This window comes from Methylobacterium sp. (assembly GCF_019745455.1).
GTDB lineage: Bacteria > Pseudomonadota > Alphaproteobacteria > Rhizobiales > Beijerinckiaceae > Methylobacterium.
Genome location: NZ_JAIETD010000136.1, coordinates 12,510 through 32,743, shown reverse-complemented (window position 1 = coordinate 32,743; position 20,234 = coordinate 12,510). Strand labels below are relative to the sequence as shown.

Annotated in this window: 21 protein-coding genes, 2 pseudogenes and 1 riboswitch; of the genes and pseudogenes, 8 read left to right on the top strand and 15 right to left on the bottom strand. The window is 68.2% G+C overall.

What is annotated here, in order from left to right:
* Positions 1-488: chromate resistance protein ChrB domain-containing protein (locus K2Y56_RS23395; protein ID WP_292513553.1), on the bottom strand; the 488-nt coding region annotated here is incomplete at its 3' end.
* 194 nt (positions 489-682) lie between these two features.
* On the opposite strand from K2Y56_RS23395, the gene K2Y56_RS23390 reads away from it, so the two are divergent.
* Positions 683-1,435: an ABC transporter permease gene (locus K2Y56_RS23390; RefSeq protein WP_292513549.1), complete on the top strand. Its 753-nt coding sequence runs from the start codon at positions 683-685 to the stop codon at positions 1,433-1,435.
* A 175-nt stretch (positions 1,436-1,610) separates the two neighbouring features.
* Here the strand turns inward: K2Y56_RS23390 and K2Y56_RS23385 are convergent, their stop codons facing one another.
* Together K2Y56_RS23385 and K2Y56_RS23380 are read right to left on the bottom strand one after the other, a co-directional pair.
* Positions 1,611-1,868, bottom strand: coding sequence for a hypothetical protein (locus K2Y56_RS23385; protein ID WP_292513546.1), 258 nt, complete (start codon positions 1,866-1,868; stop codon positions 1,611-1,613).
* Positions 1,865-2,539: a D-Ala-D-Ala carboxypeptidase family metallohydrolase gene (locus K2Y56_RS23380; RefSeq protein WP_292513544.1), complete on the bottom strand. Its 675-nt coding sequence runs from the start codon at positions 2,537-2,539 to the stop codon at positions 1,865-1,867. Before K2Y56_RS23380 ends, K2Y56_RS23385 begins: the two co-directional genes overlap by 4 nt.
* A gap of 124 nt (positions 2,540-2,663) precedes the next feature.
* Between K2Y56_RS23380 and K2Y56_RS23375 the strand changes: the two genes are divergently transcribed.
* The 6 genes and pseudogenes from K2Y56_RS23375 to K2Y56_RS23350 all read left to right on the top strand — a co-directional run bounded on the left by K2Y56_RS23375 (position 2,664) and on the right by K2Y56_RS23350 (position 7,277).
* Entirely contained in the window at positions 2,664-3,488 is an 825-nt protein-coding gene (locus K2Y56_RS23375; RefSeq protein WP_292513541.1) for a proton-conducting transporter membrane subunit, read from the top strand.
* Positions 3,489-3,765: 277 nt separating this feature from the next.
* A complete protein-coding gene (locus tag K2Y56_RS23370; protein WP_292513556.1) occupies positions 3,766-4,764 on the top strand; it encodes an IS481 family transposase in 999 nt (332 codons plus the stop codon).
* Positions 4,765-4,777: 13 nt separating this feature from the next.
* Positions 4,778-5,455 (top strand): annotated as a pseudogene (locus K2Y56_RS23365) (DUF1513 domain-containing protein); the annotation flags it as partial.
* A gap of 142 nt (positions 5,456-5,597) precedes the next feature.
* A riboswitch (cobalamin riboswitch) is annotated at positions 5,598-5,803 on the top strand.
* Positions 5,804-5,837: 34 nt separating this feature from the next.
* Positions 5,838-6,014: a CbtB domain-containing protein gene (locus K2Y56_RS23360; RefSeq protein WP_292513539.1), complete on the top strand. Its 177-nt coding sequence runs from the start codon at positions 5,838-5,840 to the stop codon at positions 6,012-6,014.
* Positions 6,015-6,018: 4 nt separating this feature from the next.
* A complete protein-coding gene (locus K2Y56_RS23355; RefSeq protein WP_292513536.1) occupies positions 6,019-6,720 on the top strand; it encodes a CbtA family protein in 702 nt (233 codons plus the stop codon).
* Positions 6,721-6,788: 68 nt separating this feature from the next.
* Positions 6,789-7,277, top strand: a complete 489-nt coding sequence (locus tag K2Y56_RS23350; protein ID WP_292513534.1) for a hypothetical protein — start codon at positions 6,789-6,791, stop codon at positions 7,275-7,277.
* A 36-nt stretch (positions 7,278-7,313) separates the two neighbouring features.
* On the opposite strand, the pseudogene K2Y56_RS26620 reads toward K2Y56_RS23350, so the two are convergent.
* From K2Y56_RS26620 to cbiE, 7 genes and pseudogenes are all read right to left on the bottom strand, one after another.
* Positions 7,314-7,607 (bottom strand): annotated as a pseudogene (locus tag K2Y56_RS26620) (DUF1636 family protein); the annotation flags it as partial.
* 155 nt (positions 7,608-7,762) lie between these two features.
* Entirely contained in the window at positions 7,763-8,497 is a 735-nt protein-coding gene (gene cobF / locus K2Y56_RS23345; protein ID WP_292513531.1) for a precorrin-6A synthase (deacetylating), read from the bottom strand.
* Positions 8,490-9,224, bottom strand: coding sequence for a uroporphyrinogen-III C-methyltransferase (gene cobA / locus K2Y56_RS23340; RefSeq protein WP_292513528.1), 735 nt, complete (start codon positions 9,222-9,224; stop codon positions 8,490-8,492). The genes cobF and cobA overlap by 8 nt, the downstream gene beginning before the upstream one ends.
* Positions 9,221-10,558 (bottom strand): cobyrinate a,c-diamide synthase, encoded by a 1,338-nt coding sequence (locus K2Y56_RS23335; RefSeq protein WP_292513525.1) that lies wholly within the window; start codon positions 10,556-10,558, stop codon positions 9,221-9,223. The genes cobA and K2Y56_RS23335 overlap by 4 nt, the downstream gene beginning before the upstream one ends.
* Positions 10,551-11,345, bottom strand: coding sequence for a precorrin-4 C(11)-methyltransferase (cobM, locus tag K2Y56_RS23330; RefSeq protein ID WP_292513522.1), 795 nt, complete (start codon positions 11,343-11,345; stop codon positions 10,551-10,553). Before cobM ends, K2Y56_RS23335 begins: the two co-directional genes overlap by 8 nt.
* Complete coding sequence (locus tag K2Y56_RS23325; protein WP_292513519.1) at positions 11,342-11,725, bottom strand: cobalamin biosynthesis protein; 384 nt, start codon at positions 11,723-11,725, stop codon at positions 11,342-11,344. Before K2Y56_RS23325 ends, cobM begins: the two co-directional genes overlap by 4 nt.
* Positions 11,707-12,918 (bottom strand): precorrin-6y C5,15-methyltransferase (decarboxylating) subunit CbiE, encoded by a 1,212-nt coding sequence (gene cbiE / locus K2Y56_RS23320; protein WP_292513516.1) that lies wholly within the window; start codon positions 12,916-12,918, stop codon positions 11,707-11,709. The genes K2Y56_RS23325 and cbiE overlap by 19 nt, the downstream gene beginning before the upstream one ends.
* Between cbiE and K2Y56_RS23315 the strand changes: the two genes are divergently transcribed.
* Complete coding sequence (locus K2Y56_RS23315; RefSeq protein ID WP_292513513.1) at positions 12,917-13,672, top strand: cobalt-precorrin-6A reductase; 756 nt, start codon at positions 12,917-12,919, stop codon at positions 13,670-13,672. The two genes, cbiE and K2Y56_RS23315, sit on opposite strands and share 2 nt — an antisense overlap.
* On the opposite strand, the gene cobJ is transcribed toward K2Y56_RS23315, so the two are convergent.
* The 5 genes from cobJ to cobN are packed head-to-tail and all read right to left on the bottom strand — an operon-like array spanning position 13,645 to position 20,220.
* Positions 13,645-14,397 (bottom strand): precorrin-3B C(17)-methyltransferase, encoded by a 753-nt coding sequence (gene cobJ / locus K2Y56_RS23310; RefSeq protein WP_292513508.1) that lies wholly within the window; start codon positions 14,395-14,397, stop codon positions 13,645-13,647. The genes K2Y56_RS23315 and cobJ overlap by 28 nt on opposite strands.
* Positions 14,394-15,122 (bottom strand): precorrin-2 C(20)-methyltransferase, encoded by a 729-nt coding sequence (locus tag K2Y56_RS23305; protein WP_292513505.1) that lies wholly within the window; start codon positions 15,120-15,122, stop codon positions 14,394-14,396. Before K2Y56_RS23305 ends, cobJ begins: the two co-directional genes overlap by 4 nt.
* Positions 15,119-15,748, bottom strand: coding sequence for a precorrin-8X methylmutase (locus K2Y56_RS23300; protein ID WP_292513502.1), 630 nt, complete (start codon positions 15,746-15,748; stop codon positions 15,119-15,121). The genes K2Y56_RS23305 and K2Y56_RS23300 overlap by 4 nt, the downstream gene beginning before the upstream one ends.
* Before the next feature lie 3 nt (positions 15,749-15,751).
* Positions 15,752-16,924: a precorrin-3B synthase gene (cobG, locus tag K2Y56_RS23295; protein WP_292513500.1), complete on the bottom strand. Its 1,173-nt coding sequence runs from the start codon at positions 16,922-16,924 to the stop codon at positions 15,752-15,754.
* The gene (cobN, locus tag K2Y56_RS23290) at positions 16,921-20,220 is read right to left on the bottom strand and encodes a cobaltochelatase subunit CobN (protein WP_292513498.1); all 3,300 of its coding nucleotides are present in this window, start codon (positions 20,218-20,220) and stop codon (positions 16,921-16,923) included. Before cobN ends, cobG begins: the two co-directional genes overlap by 4 nt.
* Positions 20,221-20,234: the final 14 nt, after the last annotated feature.

Below are 20,234 nucleotides of genomic sequence, written 5' to 3'. Positions count from 1 at the left end.
TTGTGCAACAGAGCCGGGGCGACGTAGAGAAACATCGCGCGGGGGTCGACGAAGCGGCGGATCAGCCAGGGGCAGGCGATCCGATCGATCTTGGGGCGGGAGCGCGTCACCCAGACCGTTCGACCCTCGGCGTCGCGTGCGGAGAGCTTGCCCGGATCGACAAGTGGAAGCCCCGCAGTATTCCAGGCGGCCTGTCCGCCTTCCAGATACTCGGCTGGTATGTGCGCACTCCGCAGCACGGCGGCGACGCCCTGACTGCGCCTGTGCCCTTCGGCACAAATGACGACGACCGGGTCGTTCAGGCCCACCGAAAGCCGCGCCAAGGCATCGGGAGTGATCTCCGCCTCGTCGAGCGGCCGGGCGGCGGGAACGAGTCGCGGATCGGCGGCGCGGGCGGCCTCGGCGCGGACATCGAGCAGGGTCGGGCAACGGGGCGTACCGATCAGCTTGGCGAGCTTGTCGGCAGGGATGGCGTCGGGCGCAGGCATCTGCGTTCCTCCTTGAAATCAAGGTTGAGGTGGAACGCGAGCTTCGGCTGTCGCCTCGTGGGGAGATCGCGGATCCCCATGAAAAGAGAATCTCGCAAGACGCATGCGGTGTCAATTCCCGTCGCACCGGTCATGGGCGAACAACGGGCCGCCCATCGACTGTCACCAATACCCGATGCGGGATAGATTGCGCCATGCTTTCAGAGAGCTTGGGAATTCTTTTCAGCCTGTGGGGATGGCTGGTCTCGGTGCAACGCGAGATCTCGGCCGAGCTCGCCGTCATGCTCCGCGCTTTCGCCGAGACCGGGGACTGGTCGGCACTGGCCGGCTTCCTGCCCTTCGGCATTGCATTCGGCGCGGCGCATGCACTTACGCCCGGACACTCGAAGACCGTGCTGTCCTTGTTCGTTGCCGGAAGCGGCGCCAGCCTGTCTAGGGGCGTCGGGACCGCTGTCATCCTCTCAGCCACGCATATCGCGATCTCCGTCCTCGTGGTCCTTCTCGCTTTGCCTGTGGTTTCGCTGGCCTTCGGCGAAGTCGGACGAGCGCGGGTCCTGGAAGATCTGAGTCGAGGCCTGATCGGAATGGTCGTCCTCTGGCTTCTCATTGCCGCCATCCGGGGACACGCTGCCCATAGCCATCACGAGGGCGCCGCGTTCGGCGTAGTGGCCGGGTTGATCACGTGTCCGCTGACCTTGTTCGTGATGACGTTTGCGAGCGCTCGAGGCGTTCCGGAGGCCGGGCTGGCCTTCGCGTTCATGATGCTGATCGGCGTTGCCGCCGTGCTGGCGAGCGTGGCGGCACTGGCGGTGGCCGCAAGAGTCGGTCTTGGCAGCGCGCTCGCGCGCCTCACCCCGACCTTGGGTTGGCTTGCGCGCCTCACGCTCGGAGTGACGGGGGCGGTTCTGATGCTGATAGCCATCATGCAGTTGGGGCGCTCATACTGAGGGCGCCGCGAGATCGGGTCAGCAGGTGCGACTCTGTGCACGCAGAACCGCATAGTCGGTCAGCATGATAGCGATCGCCGCCGGCTCTGGGAGCTGCGCCAGTTCGCCTGCCGCGCGGGCCTGAAACTCGCGGCTGTATTCGACGACCGGCGGACATGCCGACACGCCACCTGCCTCAAAACCGACCGTCGCGCAGCCGCTCAACAAGCTCGTCCCGATCGCGAGGACGGCGCGCCGCAGCCTCCAGCATCCGTCGTTGGACGTCATTGGCCTTCTCCGTGGTTTCAAGGCGTTCAGCGAGGCGGCCCGCGCGCTCGCCGGACCGCCGAAGCGCGAGCAGGAACAGGAGCACAGCGACCACGATGGCGCCGTAGCGCAGCGCCGCCCGCATCCATGGGCGCGTGGCGATCCCGGTGAGCAGCCCGCCGATCACCGCCGCCCCCGGCGCCAGTCGTCGAGGCGGGCATAGATGGTGACCGCGATCCCCCCGAGCGCGACGGCGATGAATACCCAGCGGAGCGCATCGAGATACGGCACGAGCGGCAGGATCGCGGTCGGGGTCTCGGCGAGGACGCTCTGCGCCACCTCGACGCCCGCCGCGCCCAGCGTCGCCACTCCGGCCGCCCCGCCACCCTTCATGGTGCGGCTGTCGGCCAGCACTTCGCGCGCTGGTGGCGATTCTTCGGCGAAGGCAGTCTCCCGGACCGGGAAGCGCTCGCCCCACTGACGCGCAGGCCCGAGGTCGACATGGATGAACCCCGAGCGCGGATAGAAGCCGAAGCCGAGGAACCCCACCTCGCGCGCCGCGGCCTCGAAGGCCACCGGGTCGTGGTTCGACATGGCGATATCAAACGCCGTGCCGTCCATGTGCTTTGACGCCCTGGCCCCACCCACCGCACGATTGTGCTCGGGGCTGCGATAGGCCGAGCGGACGATCAGCGGTTTGCCCAACCGATCGCGCAGGGCCTGCAGCTTGTCGAGCGCGGGATCGTTGACGAGCAGCTTGCCGGTGCCCCGGCAGGCGATCTCGGCCGGGCTGAAGTTCGGCCAGCGCCATGCGCTCTCCGGAACTTCGCGCCAATGGCGATGGAATGTCGTGGTCATGGGGTCCTCCGAAAACGAAAAACCCGCCTCGAGGGCGGGTCACTGCGGACTGATGAATGGGGATAGGCCGCGGTCACGGGCTGCCGCCGAAGATCTTCAGCTTGACGCGCAGAACCCAAAGACGGTGCTCGCCTATTCGACCGTCAGCCAGATGGGTCTCGTGGTTGCCGTGCTGGCGACGGCACTCCAACAGGGCTCGCCAGAAATCGCGCTCGCCTCGGCGAGCTTCTACGCCCTTCATCACGGTCTCGCCAAGGGCGCGCTGTTCATGGGCGTCGGCGTCGTGGGCGCGAGCGGGAAGCGGTCGCTCGTGCCAGTGCTGGCGACGCTCACCCTACCCGCGCTGTCGCTCGCCGGTCTGCCGCTCACCGGCGGGACGCTGGCCAAGCTCGGCGCAAAGCCACCTCTCGGCGGCGGCGCGGCGGAACTCCTGTTCACGCTCTCTGCCGTCGGCACCGCAATGCTGATGCTTCGCTTCATGCTCAAGGTCGCCGCGACCGGCAGCCACGAGCCTGACGCGCGACCGGCAGCCGGCCTGCTCGTTCCATGGCTGGCGACCGTGGCGGCGGGCCTGATCGTGCCATGGTTGCTGTTCACAGGCGTCACCGGCCTGCCGGCCGCCTATCCGCTCGCGCCGGACAGCCTTCTGTCCGCCTTCTGGCCGGCGGCGGCGGCCGGTGTCGTTGGCGCCTTGGTGGCGGTCGCACGGCTGGGTGCTCCAGGTATTCCCGAAGGCGACCTGCTCATTCCGACCACTGACACCGGTGCACGCCTACTGTCGATGATTCCGGCACGGCCGCATTGGATCGCCGCGCTCAGGCTTCCCGAAAAGCGTCTCATGCTCGACCGCGTGGCGGGTGAATGGGCGTCGCGGGCGGAGCGCCTGTTGTCGCGATGGTCGATAAGCGGAGCACTTCTCCTGATGCTGGTGATCCTGGCCACGCTATGAAGCAGTGGCGAGGCGAAACGCGAGACGCGGACATCGGCAGACATACAGTCGCGAACGCCGCGCAGGTCTTGAATCGGCGAGAAGCCATACTAAAACGAGATCGCCGGCCGCCCCGCATGGGGGCAGGCACAAGTCCGGGAGGCGTGCCGCCAAGACATCCCCGGTACTGCTTGTATCCATGTTTGTTGGATGTCACTGAGAACTGACCCAGCCACGATAGGTGTTTGATCCCACGGTTTGATGGTGCGATCCTTTCTCTGGAATGGAAGGACGCCCTTTGGGACAAATTCGTCATGGCAGCGCCACGACCACGCACGCTGTCCGAGCAGCAATACAGCGATCGCAAGCTTCGCTCGCGCAGTTGAGCCGTGAGTTGGGTATCAATCCCAAGACCGTTGCGAAGTGGCGCAAGCGCGCGACGGTCGAGGATATGAAGACGGGGCCTTCTGAGCCTCGATCTACCGTGCTGACCGAGGCTGAGGAGGCAATGGTCGTTGCATTCCGGCGCCATACACTGCTGCCACTGGACGATTGCCTTTACGCTCTGCAGCCTTCGATCCCCCACCTGACGCGATCTGCGCTGCATCGCTGTCTGCAGCGACATGGCATCTCGCGCTTGCCTGATATGGAAGGCGACAAGCCGAAGCGGTCGAAGTTCAAACGCTACCCCATAGGGTTCTTCCATATCGATATCGCCGAGGTGCAAACCGCTGAAGGCAAGTTATATTTGTTCGTTGGCATCGACCGGACGAGCAAGTTCGCCGTGACCCAACTCGTCGAGAAGGCCGACAGAAAAACAGCCTGGGAGTTCCTTCAGCACCTGCTCGAAGCCGTGCCCTACCAAGTCCATACCATTCTCACCGATCGAGCCATTGGAACGCCATTGGTCCGAGAGACAATGGCGAGGGGAATCCAGTTCGCAGAGCAGCCCCGGAATCGGAATACCATCTACTCTCGGCCGATGCGCTTCGACATGATCTGCGAGGCAAACGGCATCGAGCACCGGCTGACCAAGCCCAACCATCCCTGGACCAATGGTCAGGTCGAGCGCATGAACCGCACGATCAAGGACGCCACCGTTAAGCGCTTCCACTATGACAGCCACGATCAGCTGCGCACGCACCTCAGCGACTTTATGGCCGCCTACAACTTCGCACGCAGACTCAAGACCCTCAACGGGCTCACCCCCTACGAATACATCTGCAAGATCTGGACATCAGAGCCGGACAGATTCATCCTCAATCCGATCCACCAGATGCCGGGACTGAACACCTAGCGATACCAGCGAGGGTGTCATTGGTGTCTGGGACGCAGCCGGTGGCTATACCCGTTACGATGAATTCCCCAGCGGCGGGATCGGCCCCCATGACCTGCGCCTGATGCCCGACGGTGACACGCTGGTCGTCGCCAATGGCGGCATCGCCACGGACCCGACCGATCGTCGCAAGCTGAACGTTCCGGCGATGAGACCGAACCTGACATATCTCTCGCTATCGGGATCGACCCGGGAGCAGGTCGAACTGGAGGACGACCTTCGTCAGAACTCCATCCGCCACCTTGCGGTGCGGCACGACGGCCTCGTCGGCTTCGCGATGCAAAGGGAAGGCGAGCCCGGCAGCGCAACTCCGCTGCTCGGATTGCACCGCATGGGCAACGCCCCGCTTCTGGCGGAAGCGCCGATCGCCGATGAACTCGCGATGCAGGGCTATGCCGGCAGTGTCGCATTCAGCGGCGATGGCAGCGAGATCGCTATCACCTCGCCCCGGGGCGGCCGGGTGCACAGGTTCTCCGACGATGGCGTCTTCCTTGCGGCCCTATCTCGAGCGGATGTCTGCGGCCTTGCGCCAATGGACCGCGGCTATCTTGCAAGCGACGGGCTGGGCGGGCTTATCTCGATCAGCACCACAGTTCCTACACCGCTCGCCCGGGCAGATTGTGCGTGGGACAACCACATTGTCGCACTCTGAGAGAGTTGAGGCGGTGCCAAAGGCCAGCGTCCGGTACAGGGCGCTAGCAGATGCTCAGGACGAACTCGACGAAGGCGTATCCGGGCGAACCACCAAGAGGTAGTTCCGCAGCCTTGCCATTGACCGTTCCGCGATTCTGGCGCACGAAGGATGCGTGATCGGTTCCACCCCGTCTTGGGGCGGAGGCAAGAGGGAACGCGGTGGGGTGCCAGATGGCACCGAACCCGCGGCTGTCCCCGCAACTGTGAGCGGCGAGTCCGGCTGACGATGCCACTGGAGTGATCCGGGAAGGCCAGCCAGGGCGGCGAACCGCGAGCCAGGAGACCTGCCGGTCCTGAACGAAATCCACAAGGCCTTCGGGTGTGAAGGCAAGGAGGGAAAATTGAACACGCGGAACGTCACCAATGCACAGGCATCGACAGGATCGGGGATCGGCGCGCTTGTCGCCGTCGCGCTGATCGGCCTCAGCATCATCTTCGTCACCGGCCATGTGCAGGCCGAAACGCTTCACGACGCGGCGCATGACGTGCGCCACGCCACCGGCTTTCCCTGTCACTGAGCCCGTGTTCACGCGTCTTCTGACCAGCGCCCTGTTTGCTGGCGCTGCCGCCGGGCTGATTGCCGCCCTGTTGCAGCTTTATTTCGTGCAGCCCGTGCTGCTCCATGCCGAACTCTACGAGGGTGGCGATCTCGTCCATTTCGGAACCGAATCCACCAACTCGGCGCATCCGGACCTGCCGGGCTTCGACGCAGTGCGCGACATTCTCAGCATCGGTTTCACGATGCTGGTCTATGCGGGCTATGCGATGATCCTCGTGGCCCTGATGGCCGCGGCCGAAAACCGGGGGGCAACGATCAACGCGAGGACCGGTCTGATCTGGGGCCTCCTCGGCTTCGTGGCCGCGCATTTCGCGCCGGGCTTCACGCTGGCGCCCGAAGTGCCCGGCGTGGCGGCCGCCGACGTCTATGCACGGCAGGCGTGGTGGTTCGCGACGGTGCTCGCCGCGGCTATCGCCATGTGGCTGATCGCGTTCGGGCGGAACTGGGCGGCCTGGGGGGCAGCGATCGTGCTGCTTCTGGCACCGCATGTCGTCGGCGCGCCCGAACCTGACGTCTTTACCGGCCCGGTTCCGACGGAGATCGGGGCGCTCTTCGCCGCTCGCGCCTATGGCGTAGGGATGGCGGCCTGGGTGATGCTCGGTGGGTTCGCGGGCTATTTCTGGTCGCGCGAGGCCGCCACGGCTCGCCAGACGCAGACCGCCTGAGCAAACCGTGCTTCGAGACGGTTCGGGCGGCCACTGGGTGCGCCCGAACCATCCCTTCGGATATCATCATGGACCGATCCATACCTCTCCTGCTCATCGGGCTCGTCTTCGGCGGATGCATCGGCTTCGCCGTCGCGGCGTCGAACGGCATAACCCTCGACGGCCACGATCATGCCGACAACGCCCATCACGAAGGCCACACCGGCTCTGACGTTCATGACCACGGCGCGATGCTGAACCTGCCTGCCGAAGCCTCGGCGCCTACGCTCGACCTGCATCTCACGCCCGACCCCTCTTCCGGCTGGAACCTCCACATGGTGACGGAGAACTTCGCCTTCTCGCCCCGGAACGCCAGCCTTGCCCACATCCCCGGAGAAGGGCATGCCCATGTCTACATCGATGGCGTGAAGCTCGGCCGGTTCTACGGGCCCTGGGTGCACCTCGACAACCTGCCGGAGGGCGACGTGACAGTCGAGGTCACGCTCAACGCCAACGATCACCGGCTCCTCGGCGTGAATGGGCGGCCGCTCTCCGAAACCGTCACGATCGCCAACTAGAGCGCCGGCACGCGCCCCACGAGGCACGCGCAGTCGGCCGCAGGGCCGGGCATCCTCGATCCAGCCCTTCGGGGCGTCAAGGTAGGCACGCAGCGTGGCGACGATGTCGGCGACGTCTGCCTCGAGGTCCACCCCCCCGAAGAAATAGGTCGCGCGCTCGGGCGATTGCAGCGCCAATGATACGGGGCGGGCGCATCCGTTCATGCAATCCTGTTCCGAAACGAGCACCCGAGCGGCAAGCCCACCGGGCGTAATCGCCGCGCGGAGGATAGTCAAATCCTGACTGCTGCAGCTTCTGCAGATGTGGAGGTGGATCGGAACGAAGGACATGATTCCCGACCGTGCCGGCGACAAGATCATCGGTAGTGATTATCGGCGAGCGTGGCCAGAGACGCTTGTCGTCTGCCAAACATGGGTCCCGGCCGCGTTCATTGCGGTCATCGGCTCCCTGTTCCCTGGTCAGAGCTGCATCATCTCGCCCACGCTCACCGGCGACGGATCAGGTAGGTATCCATGATCCAGCCGTGCCGCGCGCGAGCCTCGGCGCGTCTTGCAACGATGCGCGGCCCGGCCTCGGCCAGCGGCCCGGCGTCGAGCACCTGCTCAGGCATGCCGAGGAATCCGCCCCACCAGATGTGCAGGCCGTGCGGTGGGAGGTGCCGGAAGCTGCACTCGCCATCGAGCAGGACGGCAATGGTCTCGGCCTCCTCGGGCCAGCCGTGATCGCGCAGGCGACGGCCCGTCGTGACCGTCACGGCGCCGTTCACCGTGTTGAACGGAATCGCGTGGGCCGCCGTCAGCGCCTGCAGCGACGTGATCCCCGGCACCACGCGCAGGCGCGGGTGCGGGGTCAAACGATCCGCGATCCTGAGCGTCGAGTCGTAAAGTCCCGGATCGCCCCAGACCATGAGCGCGACCGGCCCCGCCGGATGATGGGCGGCGATCGTCTCGGCCCAGATCCGGGCGATTTCGTCATGCCAGCGGGCGACCCGCTCGGCATAGGGCAGGCTTTCGTCGCGCACCGGCATGTCGAATTCCGCGACGGGTGCGGTGCTGCCGGAGGCCCGCAGGATCTCGTGACGCAGCTCGGCGAGGTCCGCCTTGTCGGGCCCCTTGCGCGGCACCATCACCAGCGCGGCCTCCCGCAGAGCGGCCTGCCCTTCGAGTGTCACATGGGCCGGATTGCCCGTGCCGATCCCAATGAGCCAAAGCTCATGCACCCTCGCCTCCGATCTCGGCCAGCGAGCCGTAGAAGATCAGCGCGGGCAACGGCCCCGGATCGGCCGCCAGCCGTGCCGCAAGCGTGGAGACGGTGCCGCGCGACAGCACCTGTTCGGGCTTGCCGACCGCCTCGGCCAGCAGCGCCGAGGTGTCCCCCGGCAGGCCGCGCGCGATCAGCGCCTCGGCGAGGGCCGCGAAGGTGCGCTTGCCCATGAAGACCACGGTGCAGGCCAAAGGGTCGGCCAGCGCGTCGAGGTTCAGGTCTTCGGGCAGGCGCCCATCCACATCGTGCCCGGTCACGAACTGTACGCGCCGCGCGGTCAGGCGGCGGGTCAGCGGGATGCCCGCGGCAGCGGCGGCAGCGAGGGGCGAGGCCACGCCCGGCACGATCTCGTAGGGAATGCCGGCCTCGTGCAAGGCCACGAGTTCCTCCTCCAGCCGCCCGAAGAGCCCGCCATCGCCGGATTTCAGCCGCACGATCCGCCCACCACCTTGCGCGTAGTCCACGAGGAGGCGGCTGACGTGATGCTGCTTGGGCGAGGGTCGCCCGGCCCGCTTTCCGACGCTCACGAGGTCCGCGCCCGGGCGCGCATGGGACAGGATCGGACCGGCCGAAAGGTCGTCGTAAAGCACCGCATCGGCGTGCTTGAGCCGATCGAGCGCCTTCAGCGTCAGAAGCTCCGGATCGCCGGGGCCAGAGCCCACGAAGCTCACGAACCCGGTCATGTGTCTTCGCCCGCGATGAGGTGAAAGAAGGTGCCGGTCACGTGTCCGCGCCGCGATCCGGTCTCGGGCACCGGGTTGCCATCGGCATCGGCCACGTCCGCCAGCGCCTCGTCGGGTTGCTCGAGGATGGTAGAGTAGTGGAACTCGTGGCCGCGCAGTGCAGCGCCCGCCGTCTGCCCCGGCATGGGGGCGCGCAGGACGGCGCGGCGATAACCGAGGTGAAACTTGCGTTTCTCGTAGGATGTGACGAGGCCCAGAAGGCCCGCCATCTCGTGTCGGACCCCGTCCTTGTCGATCAGCACCTGGCCAAGCGCCATGTATCCCCCGCACTCGCCATGAACGGGGCGCGTTTCGGCGTGCCGCCGCAGCCCATCGCGGAATCGCGCCGCTGCGGAGAGACGCCCGGCATGAAGCTCGGGGTAACCTCCGGGAAGCCAGACCAGATCGGCGGATGGATCGGGCGGCTCGTCGCCCAGAGGCGAAAAGGGCAGGATTTCAGCCCCTGCGGCCCGCCAACCCTCCAGAAGATGCGGGTAGGTGAAGGAAAACGCCGCGTCCTGCGCCAGCGCGATGCGCTGCGCGGGTGGCTTGGGAAGCGAACCCGCGCCGCCCGCCGCGGTTCCGCGCGCGGCAGCCCGGATCGCCGAAAGATCGACATGCGCTCGCAGGAAGGCCGCGTAGCCCGCGATGGCGGCGTCGAGGTCCGGATGTTCCACCGCCTGCACGAGGCCCAGATGACGCTCGGGCAGGGTCAGATCACCCCGCCGGGGCAACGCACCAAGAACGGGCAGGCCCGCGCGCTCCATCCCGAGGCGGGTGAGCCGTTCGTGCCTGGGGCTCGCAACGCGGTTCAGGATCACGCCCGCGAAGGGCAGGCCCTCGTCATAGCGGGCGAAGCCGAGCGCGGTGGCCGCCGCCGACTGCGCCTGTCCGCCGACGTCGAGGACCAACACCACCGGCCAAGCCATCCTTCGCGCAGTCTCGGCGCTCGACCCGAAGCCGCTGCGCCCCCGCGTCGCGACACCATCGAAAAGGCCCATGCTCCCTTCCGCCACGCAGATGTCCGTGCCACAGGCCTGCGCAGCGATGGTCGCGAAGAGCGCCTCCCCCATCGCCCAGGTATCGAGGTTGAACGATGCGCGCCCTGTGGCGGCCCGATGGAAGGCGGGGTCGATGTAGTCGGGGCCGGACTTGAAGGGCTGTACGGTCAGCCCGTCGTCGGAGAGTGCACGGAGAAGGCCCAGCATCACGGTCGTCTTGCCCGTGCCCGAAGCCGGGGCCGAGACGAGCAGCCCAGGGGGGAAGGCCCCGCCGTTGGACACCGTGTCAGTCATCGCCCTCGCTCCACTCTGCCCATGGGCTGTCGGCGCGTTGCGGGCGGTAGCGCCGGTCATAATCCGCGGCGTAGAGGCGGCTTTCGCCGAACTCCGACGCGCCGAGTGCCGGACCCGCGAGGATCAGCGCGGTCCGCTCGATCCCCTCGGGCATCGCGGCCTCGATGGTGCCAAGCGTCCCCCGCACGATCCGCTCTTCGGGCCAACTGGCGCGCCAGATGATCGCCACGGGGCAGTCCGCTCCGAGATGCGGGGTCAGATCGGCAACCACGCGCGCGAGGTTCTGGATCGAGAGGTGGATGGCCAGCGTCGCCCCCGTCGCCCCGAACGCGGCAAGCGTTTCGCCCGGTGGCATCGACGACGCGCGGCCCGGCGTTCGCGTCAGGACCACTGATTGCGCCACGCCCGGCAGCGTCAGTTCGGCGCCAAGAGCGGCCGCGGCCGCGGCGAAGGACGGCACACCCGGGGTGACGGTGTAGGGAATGCCCATCGTCTCGAGGCGGCGCAGCTGTTCGCCCATGGCCGACCAGACCGACAGATCGCCCGAATGGAGCCGCGCGACATCATGGCCCGCGTCCTGCGCCACCGCGATCTCGGCCATGATCGCTTCCAGGTCCATCGGTGCCGTGTTCACGATCCGCGCGCCGTCCGGGCAATGGGCCAGCACCGCCTCGGGCACCAGCGACCCGGCATAGAGGCAGACCGGGCAGCGTGCGATCAGGTCGCGGCCACGCAGCGTCAGAAGGTCGGGGGCGCCCGGTCCGGCGCCGATGAAATGCACTGTCATGGTCCGTCCCTTTCCGCCAGTGCACAGGTGGCCAGGCCGTCGCCCGAGATCACCCGCTTTGCCATCAGCTTCGCGCCTTGCCCTGCTGCGGCTAGCGCCGACGCCTCCGCCACACTTCCGGTGCCGCGTGCGATCCTGGAAGCGTCCGAGCGCGTCAAGGTCTCCTGCCGCGCAAGCGTCTTGGCGTCAACCGGATGGACCGGCAGGGACAGGGCCGCAGCGAAGGTGCGGAAGGCCTCGCCTCGCGCCTTGTCCTCGAGCGTGGCGAGCGCTGCCACGCTGCCCGCAGCCCCGGTTCGCGCCAAGGCATCGGCAAGACTGTCGACCGTCGCCGCCGCACGGAACCCAAAGCCCGCCACGATCACAGGACCACCCGCCATTGCACCACCGGATAGGCCGCCTTCCAGCCGCGCCTGGCCCCGAGCGCCCCGGCCTCGGACAACTCGATGCGCAGGAGTGACCCGCCGAGCCGCTCCGACCAGGCGGCCAGCAACCCCTCTGACTCCAGCGTCACCGCATGGGCGACAAGGCGTGTGCCGGGTGGGAGGCGCTCCGTCAGATCTGTCAGCAACGCGTCGCTGAGCCCGCCACCGATGAAGACGGCCTGCGGGGCGGCGAAGCCCTCGAGCGCGCCCGGTGCCTGCCCCTCGATGACGCGCAGCCGGTCCACCGCCAGCCGGTCGGCATTGGCACGGATGCGGTCGGCGCGGTCGGCGCGCAGCTCGATGCTGACAGCCTCGGTCGTGGGATGTGACAAGAGCCACTCGATGGCGATGGTGCCCGAACCGCCGCCGATGTCCCACAAGGTCTCGTAGGGGCGCGGAGCCAGCGCCGACAGGGCCAGCGCGCGGACAGGGCGCTTGGTGATCTGGCCATCGGTGTCGAAGAAACCGTCGTCGATTCCGGACGCGACGGGCAGGCAGAGGCCATCGCCCTCAACCTCCAGCGCCACGGCAACAGGATGGGCGAAGGCGTCGCCGGGCGGAGTTTCGGCGGTCAAAACGGTGATGCGCTCAAGCTGACCGCCGAGCGCCTCCATCACCGTCATCCGGGTGTCTCCGAAGCCCTCGTCACGCAGGTAGGCGGCGAGGGCCGGCACGGCCTCTCCGTCGCGTAACAGCACGATGGCACGCAGGCCCGGGGCAAGATGCGGCCTCAAGCGCGTGAGCGGCGCAGCGTGGAGGCCGAGACACAGCGTGCGCTCGAGCGGCCAGCCGAGCCGCGCGGCGGCGAGCGAAAACGTGGACGGCCCCGGAAGCGCGCGCCATTCGCATGCGTCGAGGTCACGCGCGATCACCGCGCCCGCGCCGAACCAGAACGGATCGCCCGAGGCGAGCACCACGACGGGGCGGCCTCGATACCCACGCAGGATCGGCAGACCGTCGGCGAAGGGCACGGGCCATTCGACGGTGTCGGCCTTCAGGCCCGGCAGCAAGGCGAGGTGCCGTTTCGCGCCCATGACCACCTCGGCCTGATCGAGCGCACGCCGGCTTGCGGGCGGCAGGCCGTCCGGTCCATCTTCGCCGAGGCCCACGATGGTGAGCCATGCAGTCTTCGACGGAGCCTCAGCCATGGAGCCGAACCTCCTGATCCTCGCCGGGACGTCCGAGGCGACGGCGCTCGCCCGGGTGGCGGCCGAGCGCGGGCTGAACGGCGTCGTGTCTTTCGCCGGACGGGTCGAGCGGCCCCTGCGACAGCCTCTGCCGCAGCGGATCGGTGGCTTCGGCGGGGTCGACGGCCTGATATGCTTCCTGCGCAAGGCAAGCATTACCCATGTGATCGACGCGACACACCCGTTTGCGGTGCAGATGAGCCGCAACGCCGTCGCCGCCTGCGCACGGGCCGGCGTGCCGCTTCTTGCCCTCACGCGGCCCGAATGGCAGGCCGGTCCCGGCGACCGGTGGCAGCACGTGACAGACATCCCGGGCGCGGTGTTGGCGCTCGATCGGCCGCGCGCAACCGTCATGTTGGCTGTGGGACGGATGCATCTGGCAGACTTCGCGCCCAACCCGCAGCATCGCTACCTCCTGCGGCTGGTTGATCCGCCGAAAGGGCCGCTGCCCTTTCCTGACGCGGAGGTGCTTGTCGACCGTGGCCCCTTCGAGGAGGCGGCGGACCGCGCCCTGATGGAACGGCACGGAATCGAGATCGTTGTTTCGAAAAACGCAGGCGGAACCGGGGCCTACGCCAAGATCGCCGCGGCGCGAGCGCTTGGGCTGCCGGTCATCATGATCGACCGGCCGACGCCGCCAGCCCGCCTCGAGGTCCATGATGTGGCGCAGGTCTTCGACTGGCTCGCTCATTCCGGAACCGACCTCGGCGTGTAGACGAAGGGCGCGCCATCGCGCTCAATGATGCGCGTCGCCGACGACCCGATCAGGACGACGGTGCGCATATCGGCCATGTTCGGGGATGCGTCCGCAAGGCGGACGACGCGGAGGTGCTCCTTCGGCGTCGAGACCGCCCTTGCGAAAACGACCACGCGGGACGGCTCACAGATGCTTCTGAGCAGTTTCAGCGCAAGACTCATGCCGTCGGGTCGCGCCTTCGACCTCGGATTGTAGAGCGCGATCGCGAAATCGGCCTCGACGGCATGGCGCAGCCGTGCCTCGATCAGCGCCTGGGGCTTCAGATTGTCGCTGAGGTTGATCGCGCAGAAATCGTGACCGAGCGGTGCGCCCACGCGTGCGGCGGCGGCAAGCATCGCGGTGATGCCGGGGAGCACCCGGATTTCGAGACCTCGCCAGCTGCGCGGGCCGCCCTCCACGGCCTCGAACACCGCCGCGGCCATGGCGAAAACGCCGGGATCGCCGGAACTCACTACCACGACACGCCGCCCCTCGTGGGCCATCTTCAGGGCATGCTGCGCGCGGTCCAGCTCCTCGCGATTGTCCGTCTCGTGGCGCTGAAGCCCACGGCGGCCGGGAACGCGACGAACGTAAGGCGCGTAGCCCACGACATCCGTCGCCTCGGCCAGGGCCTGCGTGACCTCGGGCGTGATCAACGCGTCGTCTCCCGGCCCCAACCCCGCGATGACCAGCCATCCGGTCATGGACGCCGCCCCTGTCCGTGAACGATCACGATGGAGAAGTAAGGCGACGCGCGATCCCCAGCCTCGGCCAGCGGAACGGCCCGTTCCTCGGCCATGCTCGCGCATTCCACGAGCCATGCGCGCTCGAGCTTCCCTGCCGTTTCCAGCGCGTCACGTACTTTCGGCAGGTTGCGACCGACCTTCATAACGACGATGGCATCGGCGTCGGCCATGTGCCGCGCGAGAACCGATTGCGGCATCGTTCCCAGGAGCACCGTCAGCACGTCGTCGCCCCAGGTCACGGGGATGCCGGTCGCAGTCCAGGCCGCGGACATCCCGGTGATCGCGGGCACGACACGCACCGGAACATCGTCCCTCAACCGCGTGTAGAGATGCATGAAGGAGCCGTAGAAGAACGGATCGCCCTCGCAGAGGACGACCACGTCCGCGCCGGACCGGGCGATGTCACGCAGACGCACCGACACCTCGGCATAGAAGCCGGACAGGCACTCGGCATAGGCGGGATCGTCCAGCGGGATTTCCGTGGTTACCGGGTACTCCATCGCGATCTCGACGGCGTCGGCGCGCAGCATCCCCTCCACAATGGTCCGCGCGCGGCCCGGGCGACCGGCCTTGCGGAAATAGGCGACATGGGTCGCGCCGCGCACCAGCCGGTGCGCGCGGACACTCATCAGGTCGGGGTCGCCGGGGCCGAGGCCGACGCCATGGATCGTACCGGCGCTCATTCCGCGCGGCTCGCGATGGCGTTGATGGCGGCGACTGTGATCGCGCTGCCGCCGAGGCGCCCCTCAACGATCAGGCAGGGCGCGGGCTGCGCCTCCCACAGGGCGGCCTTCGATTCCGCCGCACCGACGAAGCCCACGGGGCAACCGATGATCGCTGCCGGGCGGGGGCAGTCCGGGTCTTCCAGCATCTCCAGCAGGTGGAACAGCGCCGTCGGCGCATTGCCGATGGCGACGAGGCCTCCAGCCAGATGCGGGCGCCACAATTCCAGCGCCGCGGCGGAGCGGGTGGTGCCCATCCTTGCGGCCAGTTCGGGCACCGAGGCGTCCTGAAGCGTGCAGATCACCTCGTTCACCGCAGGCAGCCGCTTGCGTGTCACCCCTTCGCTGACCATGCGCGCATCGCAGAGGATCGGCGCGCCCGCCTCGAGCGCCGCACGTGCTGCTCCGACCATGTCGGGGGAAAACCGCACATGCGCTTCCAGCCCCACCATGCCCGCCGCATGGATCATGCGGACGGCGACCTGTTCCTCGTCCGGGGCAAAGCGTGCGAGGTCGGCCTCCGCCCGGATCGTCGCGAAGCTCTCGGCATAGATCGCCGCGCCGTCTGTCTCGTAGGTATAGGGCATGGGTCAGCCGCCGAAAAAGTCCGCCACATGGTCGGGTGCGAGCCCAACGCGCACGGGGTCATCCCACGGTGCGCCGCTCCGGACAAGATCGAAGCGGCCTTCATGGCCGACCAACGTGATATCGGTGTGCTTGGGCCGGGCACAGCCCTTGGCGCAGCCCGAGACATGCAGGCGAGCATCGGGCGTCAGGTAGCGGGCCAGGACACGCGCCAGCACGCGGGTTTCGACACTGGCTTGCGGGCAAGCTGGCGCGCCGGTGCAGGCGTCGACCCGCAGGAGCGGGTCGGAAGGATCGGTCAGCAGGGTCCGGTGGCCCGCGAACACGGCCGGGTCATGCTCCCCAGGGATAAGGACCATGCGCCACGGCGTGATCCGGAGCACCGGACTTCCGAGGTCTGCCAGCGCCTCGAGGTCGGCGGGACCCAGTTGACCGAACGCTGCCGCGACCAGAAGCCCGCCCGGGACCGGGCCTGGCTGCGGCGGCGTTGCGGCCGGATTGGGCACCGAAGCGCCAACGAGGCCAGACGGCAAGCCGGTTCCGTTCGCGAGGTGCCTGGCCATACGTCCGCGCCCATCGGGACCGACCCCGCCAGAGGCGATGAACCATCGGGCAAGGTCGAAGGCCAGGGCTGCTGCATCACGCGGGCCTTGCGCCTCACGCCCCGTGCCATAGCCGTCTGCGCGCACGATCAGGCGGTCTTTTGCGGCCTCGATGCGGATATCGCCGCTTACCTCGGCGAGTTGACGGGCTGGCCCGGTATCCACGACGAAACCGAATTTCGAAGGCAGGGCCGCGAATTCGGGCCTGCGCAGCCCTTCGGTCAGCGCGGACGCGATCTGCGTTTGAGGGTCGTCGGCGCTGCGCCCGCGGAACGGATCGACCACGATGTTGCGCCGGCCCTCTGCTGACGGGTCGTCGTCCAGAAGGCCGAGCCGCGCCAGCGCGACCAGAAGCGGTGCGTGCCCCGCCTCGGTCACGCCACGGAGTTGCAGGTTGGCCCGGTTCGTCAGGTCGATCAGGCCATTCCCGAATGCACGCGCGGCAGCGGCAAGCCCGCGCGCCTGATCCCCGGTCAATCGCCCGAGCGGTGGTCGGACGCGAACGACAAGTCCGTCGCCCGATTGCATCGGCCGGTGCGCGCCGGGGCACCAACCCCGGATGGCGGGGGCGCTCATGTCCCCGTCTCCAATCGTGTCTCCAGCTCTGCCAGGATCGAGTTGCGCCGCGACTGCCAGAGGCCGGCGGCGTGCAATTCGGTGAAGCGGTCGCGCATGGCGGCGAGTGCCTCGGGGTTCGCTTCCTCCAGAAACGCGGTCACATCCGCATCGCCCAGTGTCGCGTCCCAGAACTGATCGAATAGATGCGGGCCGACGACGCCCGCCAGATGCGCGAAGGCCGCCATGTTCTCCAGCGTCGCGGCGATCTCGGCGGCGCCGCGGAACCCGTGGCGGCGCATGCCGAGGATCCAGCGCGGGTTCGCCGCGCGGGCCTGCACGACGCGGGCGATCTCCTCGGTCAGTGCGCGGGCGCGGGGGCGCGACGGATCGGTGTTGTCGACATGGTAGAGCCGCGCCGCGCCGCCCGTGATCCCCTGTGCCGCGGCAAAACCCGCCTCGTGGCTGGCATAGTCCTCGGCCAACAGGAGATCGGTCTCGGGCAGGTCCTGGAGGTGGACGAAAGCGTCGGCCTTGGCCACGCGATGCCAGATGCCGCTTTCGTCGCGCACCTGCCGCTCGCCGTCGAGCGCCCAGGCCGACGCTGCAAGCCACGCCTCGCCCGCCGCTCGGCGCCCGTCCTCCGAATAATCGCCCAGCGACGGCCCCATCCCGAGCCCGAAACTGCCCGGCGCGGGGCCGTAGACGCGCGCCTCCTCACGGCCGACATAAGGGTTCCAGTCGGGCGCCTCGTCGCGCGCGCTCAGCACCCGCACCGCCTGTTGGAACAGCGCCGAGAGCGTCGGGAACACGTCCCGAAACAGGCCCGAGACCCGGAGCGTCACGTCGATACGCGGGCGGTCGAGCTCGGCGATAGGGACGACCTCGATGCCCGAAACCCGCTCGGACCCTTCGTCCCAGACCGGGCGTACGCCCAGCAGCGCCAGCGCCATGGCGAACTCTTCGCCTGCCGTGCGCATGGTTGTCGATCCCCAGAGATCGACGACCAGCGCCCGCGGCCAGTCGCCCTCGTCCTGCAAATGGCGGCGGATCAGCTCGTCTGCCAGCGCGACGCCCTGCCGGAACGCGGCGCGCGTGGGCACGCTGCGCGGATCGGTTGTGTAGAGATTGCGGCCCGTGGGCAGCACGTCTGTCCGACCGCGATAGGGCGAGCCCGACGGCCCCGGCTCGATCCGGCGACCCGAGAGCGCATCGAGCAGCGCCTGCCGCTCGGCTTGGGCCGAGGTTGCGGCGTCGAAAGCGCCTTGCGCGGCCGGCCCCCGCCCCCAGACATGCAGCCCGTCGCCGAACTGGCTTTCCTTCACGTCGCAGACGAAGCGGTCGATCCGTGTGATCGCCTCGGCCGGGCAGGAGGCGGCCTCGATGCCCAGATCGCTTTCGACGCCGAGAGCCCGCGCTTCGTCGCGGATATCGGACATCAGCCGGTCACGGCGGCGAGGGTCGAGGCCGTCAGCATTGGAGAACTCGTCGAGCAGTGCCTCGAGACGGGCGAGCCTTTGCGGGGTTCGCGACGCTTTCAGCGGCGGCGGGATATGCCCGATGGTCACGGCGCCGATGCGCCGCTTGGCCTGAGCCGCCTCGCCGGGGTCGTTGACGATGAAGGGGTAAATCACCGGCAAATCACCGATCAGCACCTCGGGCCAGCAGGCCTCGGACAGGGCCACCGCCTTGCCCGGCAGCCATTCGAGCGTGCCATGGGCGCCGATATGGATAAGCGCGTCGGTCTGCTTCCGAAGCCAGAGATAGAAGGCGACATAGGCATGGCGCGGCACGCGAGACAGGTCGTGGTAGTCATTCTCGCGGGTCTTGGGCATGCCGCGCTCGGGTTGCAACGCCACCAGCGCATTGCCGCGCCGGACGGCGGCGAAGGCGAAGCCGTCAGGGCCAGCGTCGGCGTCGTCTTCTGGCGACCCCCAGGCGGCGTCCAGATCATCACGGAGGCTCTGCGGCAGCTTGGCCAGCGCGGCGCGGTAATCCCGCATCGGCCAGTGAATACGCTCGGTTGAAAGCTCCTCGTGCAACGGCGCGCCGGGTGCAACCTCGTGCCCTGTCTCGGCCAGATCGGAAAGGATCGCTTCGGCCGAGGCCAGCGCGTCGAGGCCCACGGCGTGGGCCATGTTCCAGTCGCGCCCCGGATAGGTCGAGAGCACGAGCGTCACGCGCCGGTCGCCGGGCTGCGTGACGGACAGCCGGTGCCAGGCCGCGACCCGGTCGGCGATGGCGGCGATCCTGCCCGCCTCGGGCGAATGGGCATATCGTGCGAACTGCAGATGCGTGTCGCGCTCCCCTGGCTCCTTGAACGAGGCGACCCCGGCGAAGAGCCGTCCATCCACCTCCGGCAGGACCACGTGCATGGCGAGGTCGGCGGGCGACAACCCGCGCTCCGCCTCGGTCCACGCTTTCCGTGTCGATGTGGCCAGCGCGACCTGGAACACCGGCACGCCCGCCGCATCGAGTGGTGACGTGCCCGCATCGCCGCGCCCCGAGAAGGAGGTGGCGTTGACGATGGACGCCGGACCGAGCCCGCGCAGTTGTCCCTCCAGCCATTCCCGCGCGCCGGGTGCCTTGAGTGACGGCGCGAAGAGGCCGAGCGCCCGGAACCCGCGGTCGCGCAGGGCTGCGAACAGCGCCTCGATTGGCGCGAGGTCGGCCGCGACGAGGTAGGAGCGGTAGAACACCACCAGCACCAGCGGTACGCCTTCGGTGAAGCGGATCGGGGCCGGACAGCAGACGCCATCCTCGGGCGTCCAGGCCCCCACCTGCGGCAGGGTCTTCGCCCCCGGCACCGGCCCGGCATAGAGGCCCGCCGCCAAGGCCATCTGCGCCAGCGCAGCCTGAGCCGCCACCGCGCCGCCCGTGTCGCAGAGATGCGTGAGGCGGCGCAACGTCGAGGCAGGCACGGTCGAGACCGCATCGAGCCGCGCATCGGGGCGTCCATCGGCGGGCAGGACGGCCAGCGCGATGCCCTTCGCCCGTGCCAGTGCTTCGATCTGCTGCAACCCATAAGGCCAGTAGGGAACGCCGCCGATCAAGCGCATCAGGATGCCCTTCGCGCCCTCCAGCGTCTGCTCGACATAGGTATCGACGGACAGCGGATGCTTGAGCGCCGCGATGTTGGCAAGCCGAAGCGTCGGCAACCGCCCCTCGGGCCCGCCACCCCGGTGCCAGCCTGCCGCGAAAGCGCCGAGGTCGCTGTCGGAGAAGGACAGCACGACAAGGTCTGCGGGCGATTGCCCCAGATCGGTCGGCGTCTCGTTTTCCTCGAGCCCGTGGCTTTCGCGGAAGATGACATGCATTCAGGCGTCCCGCC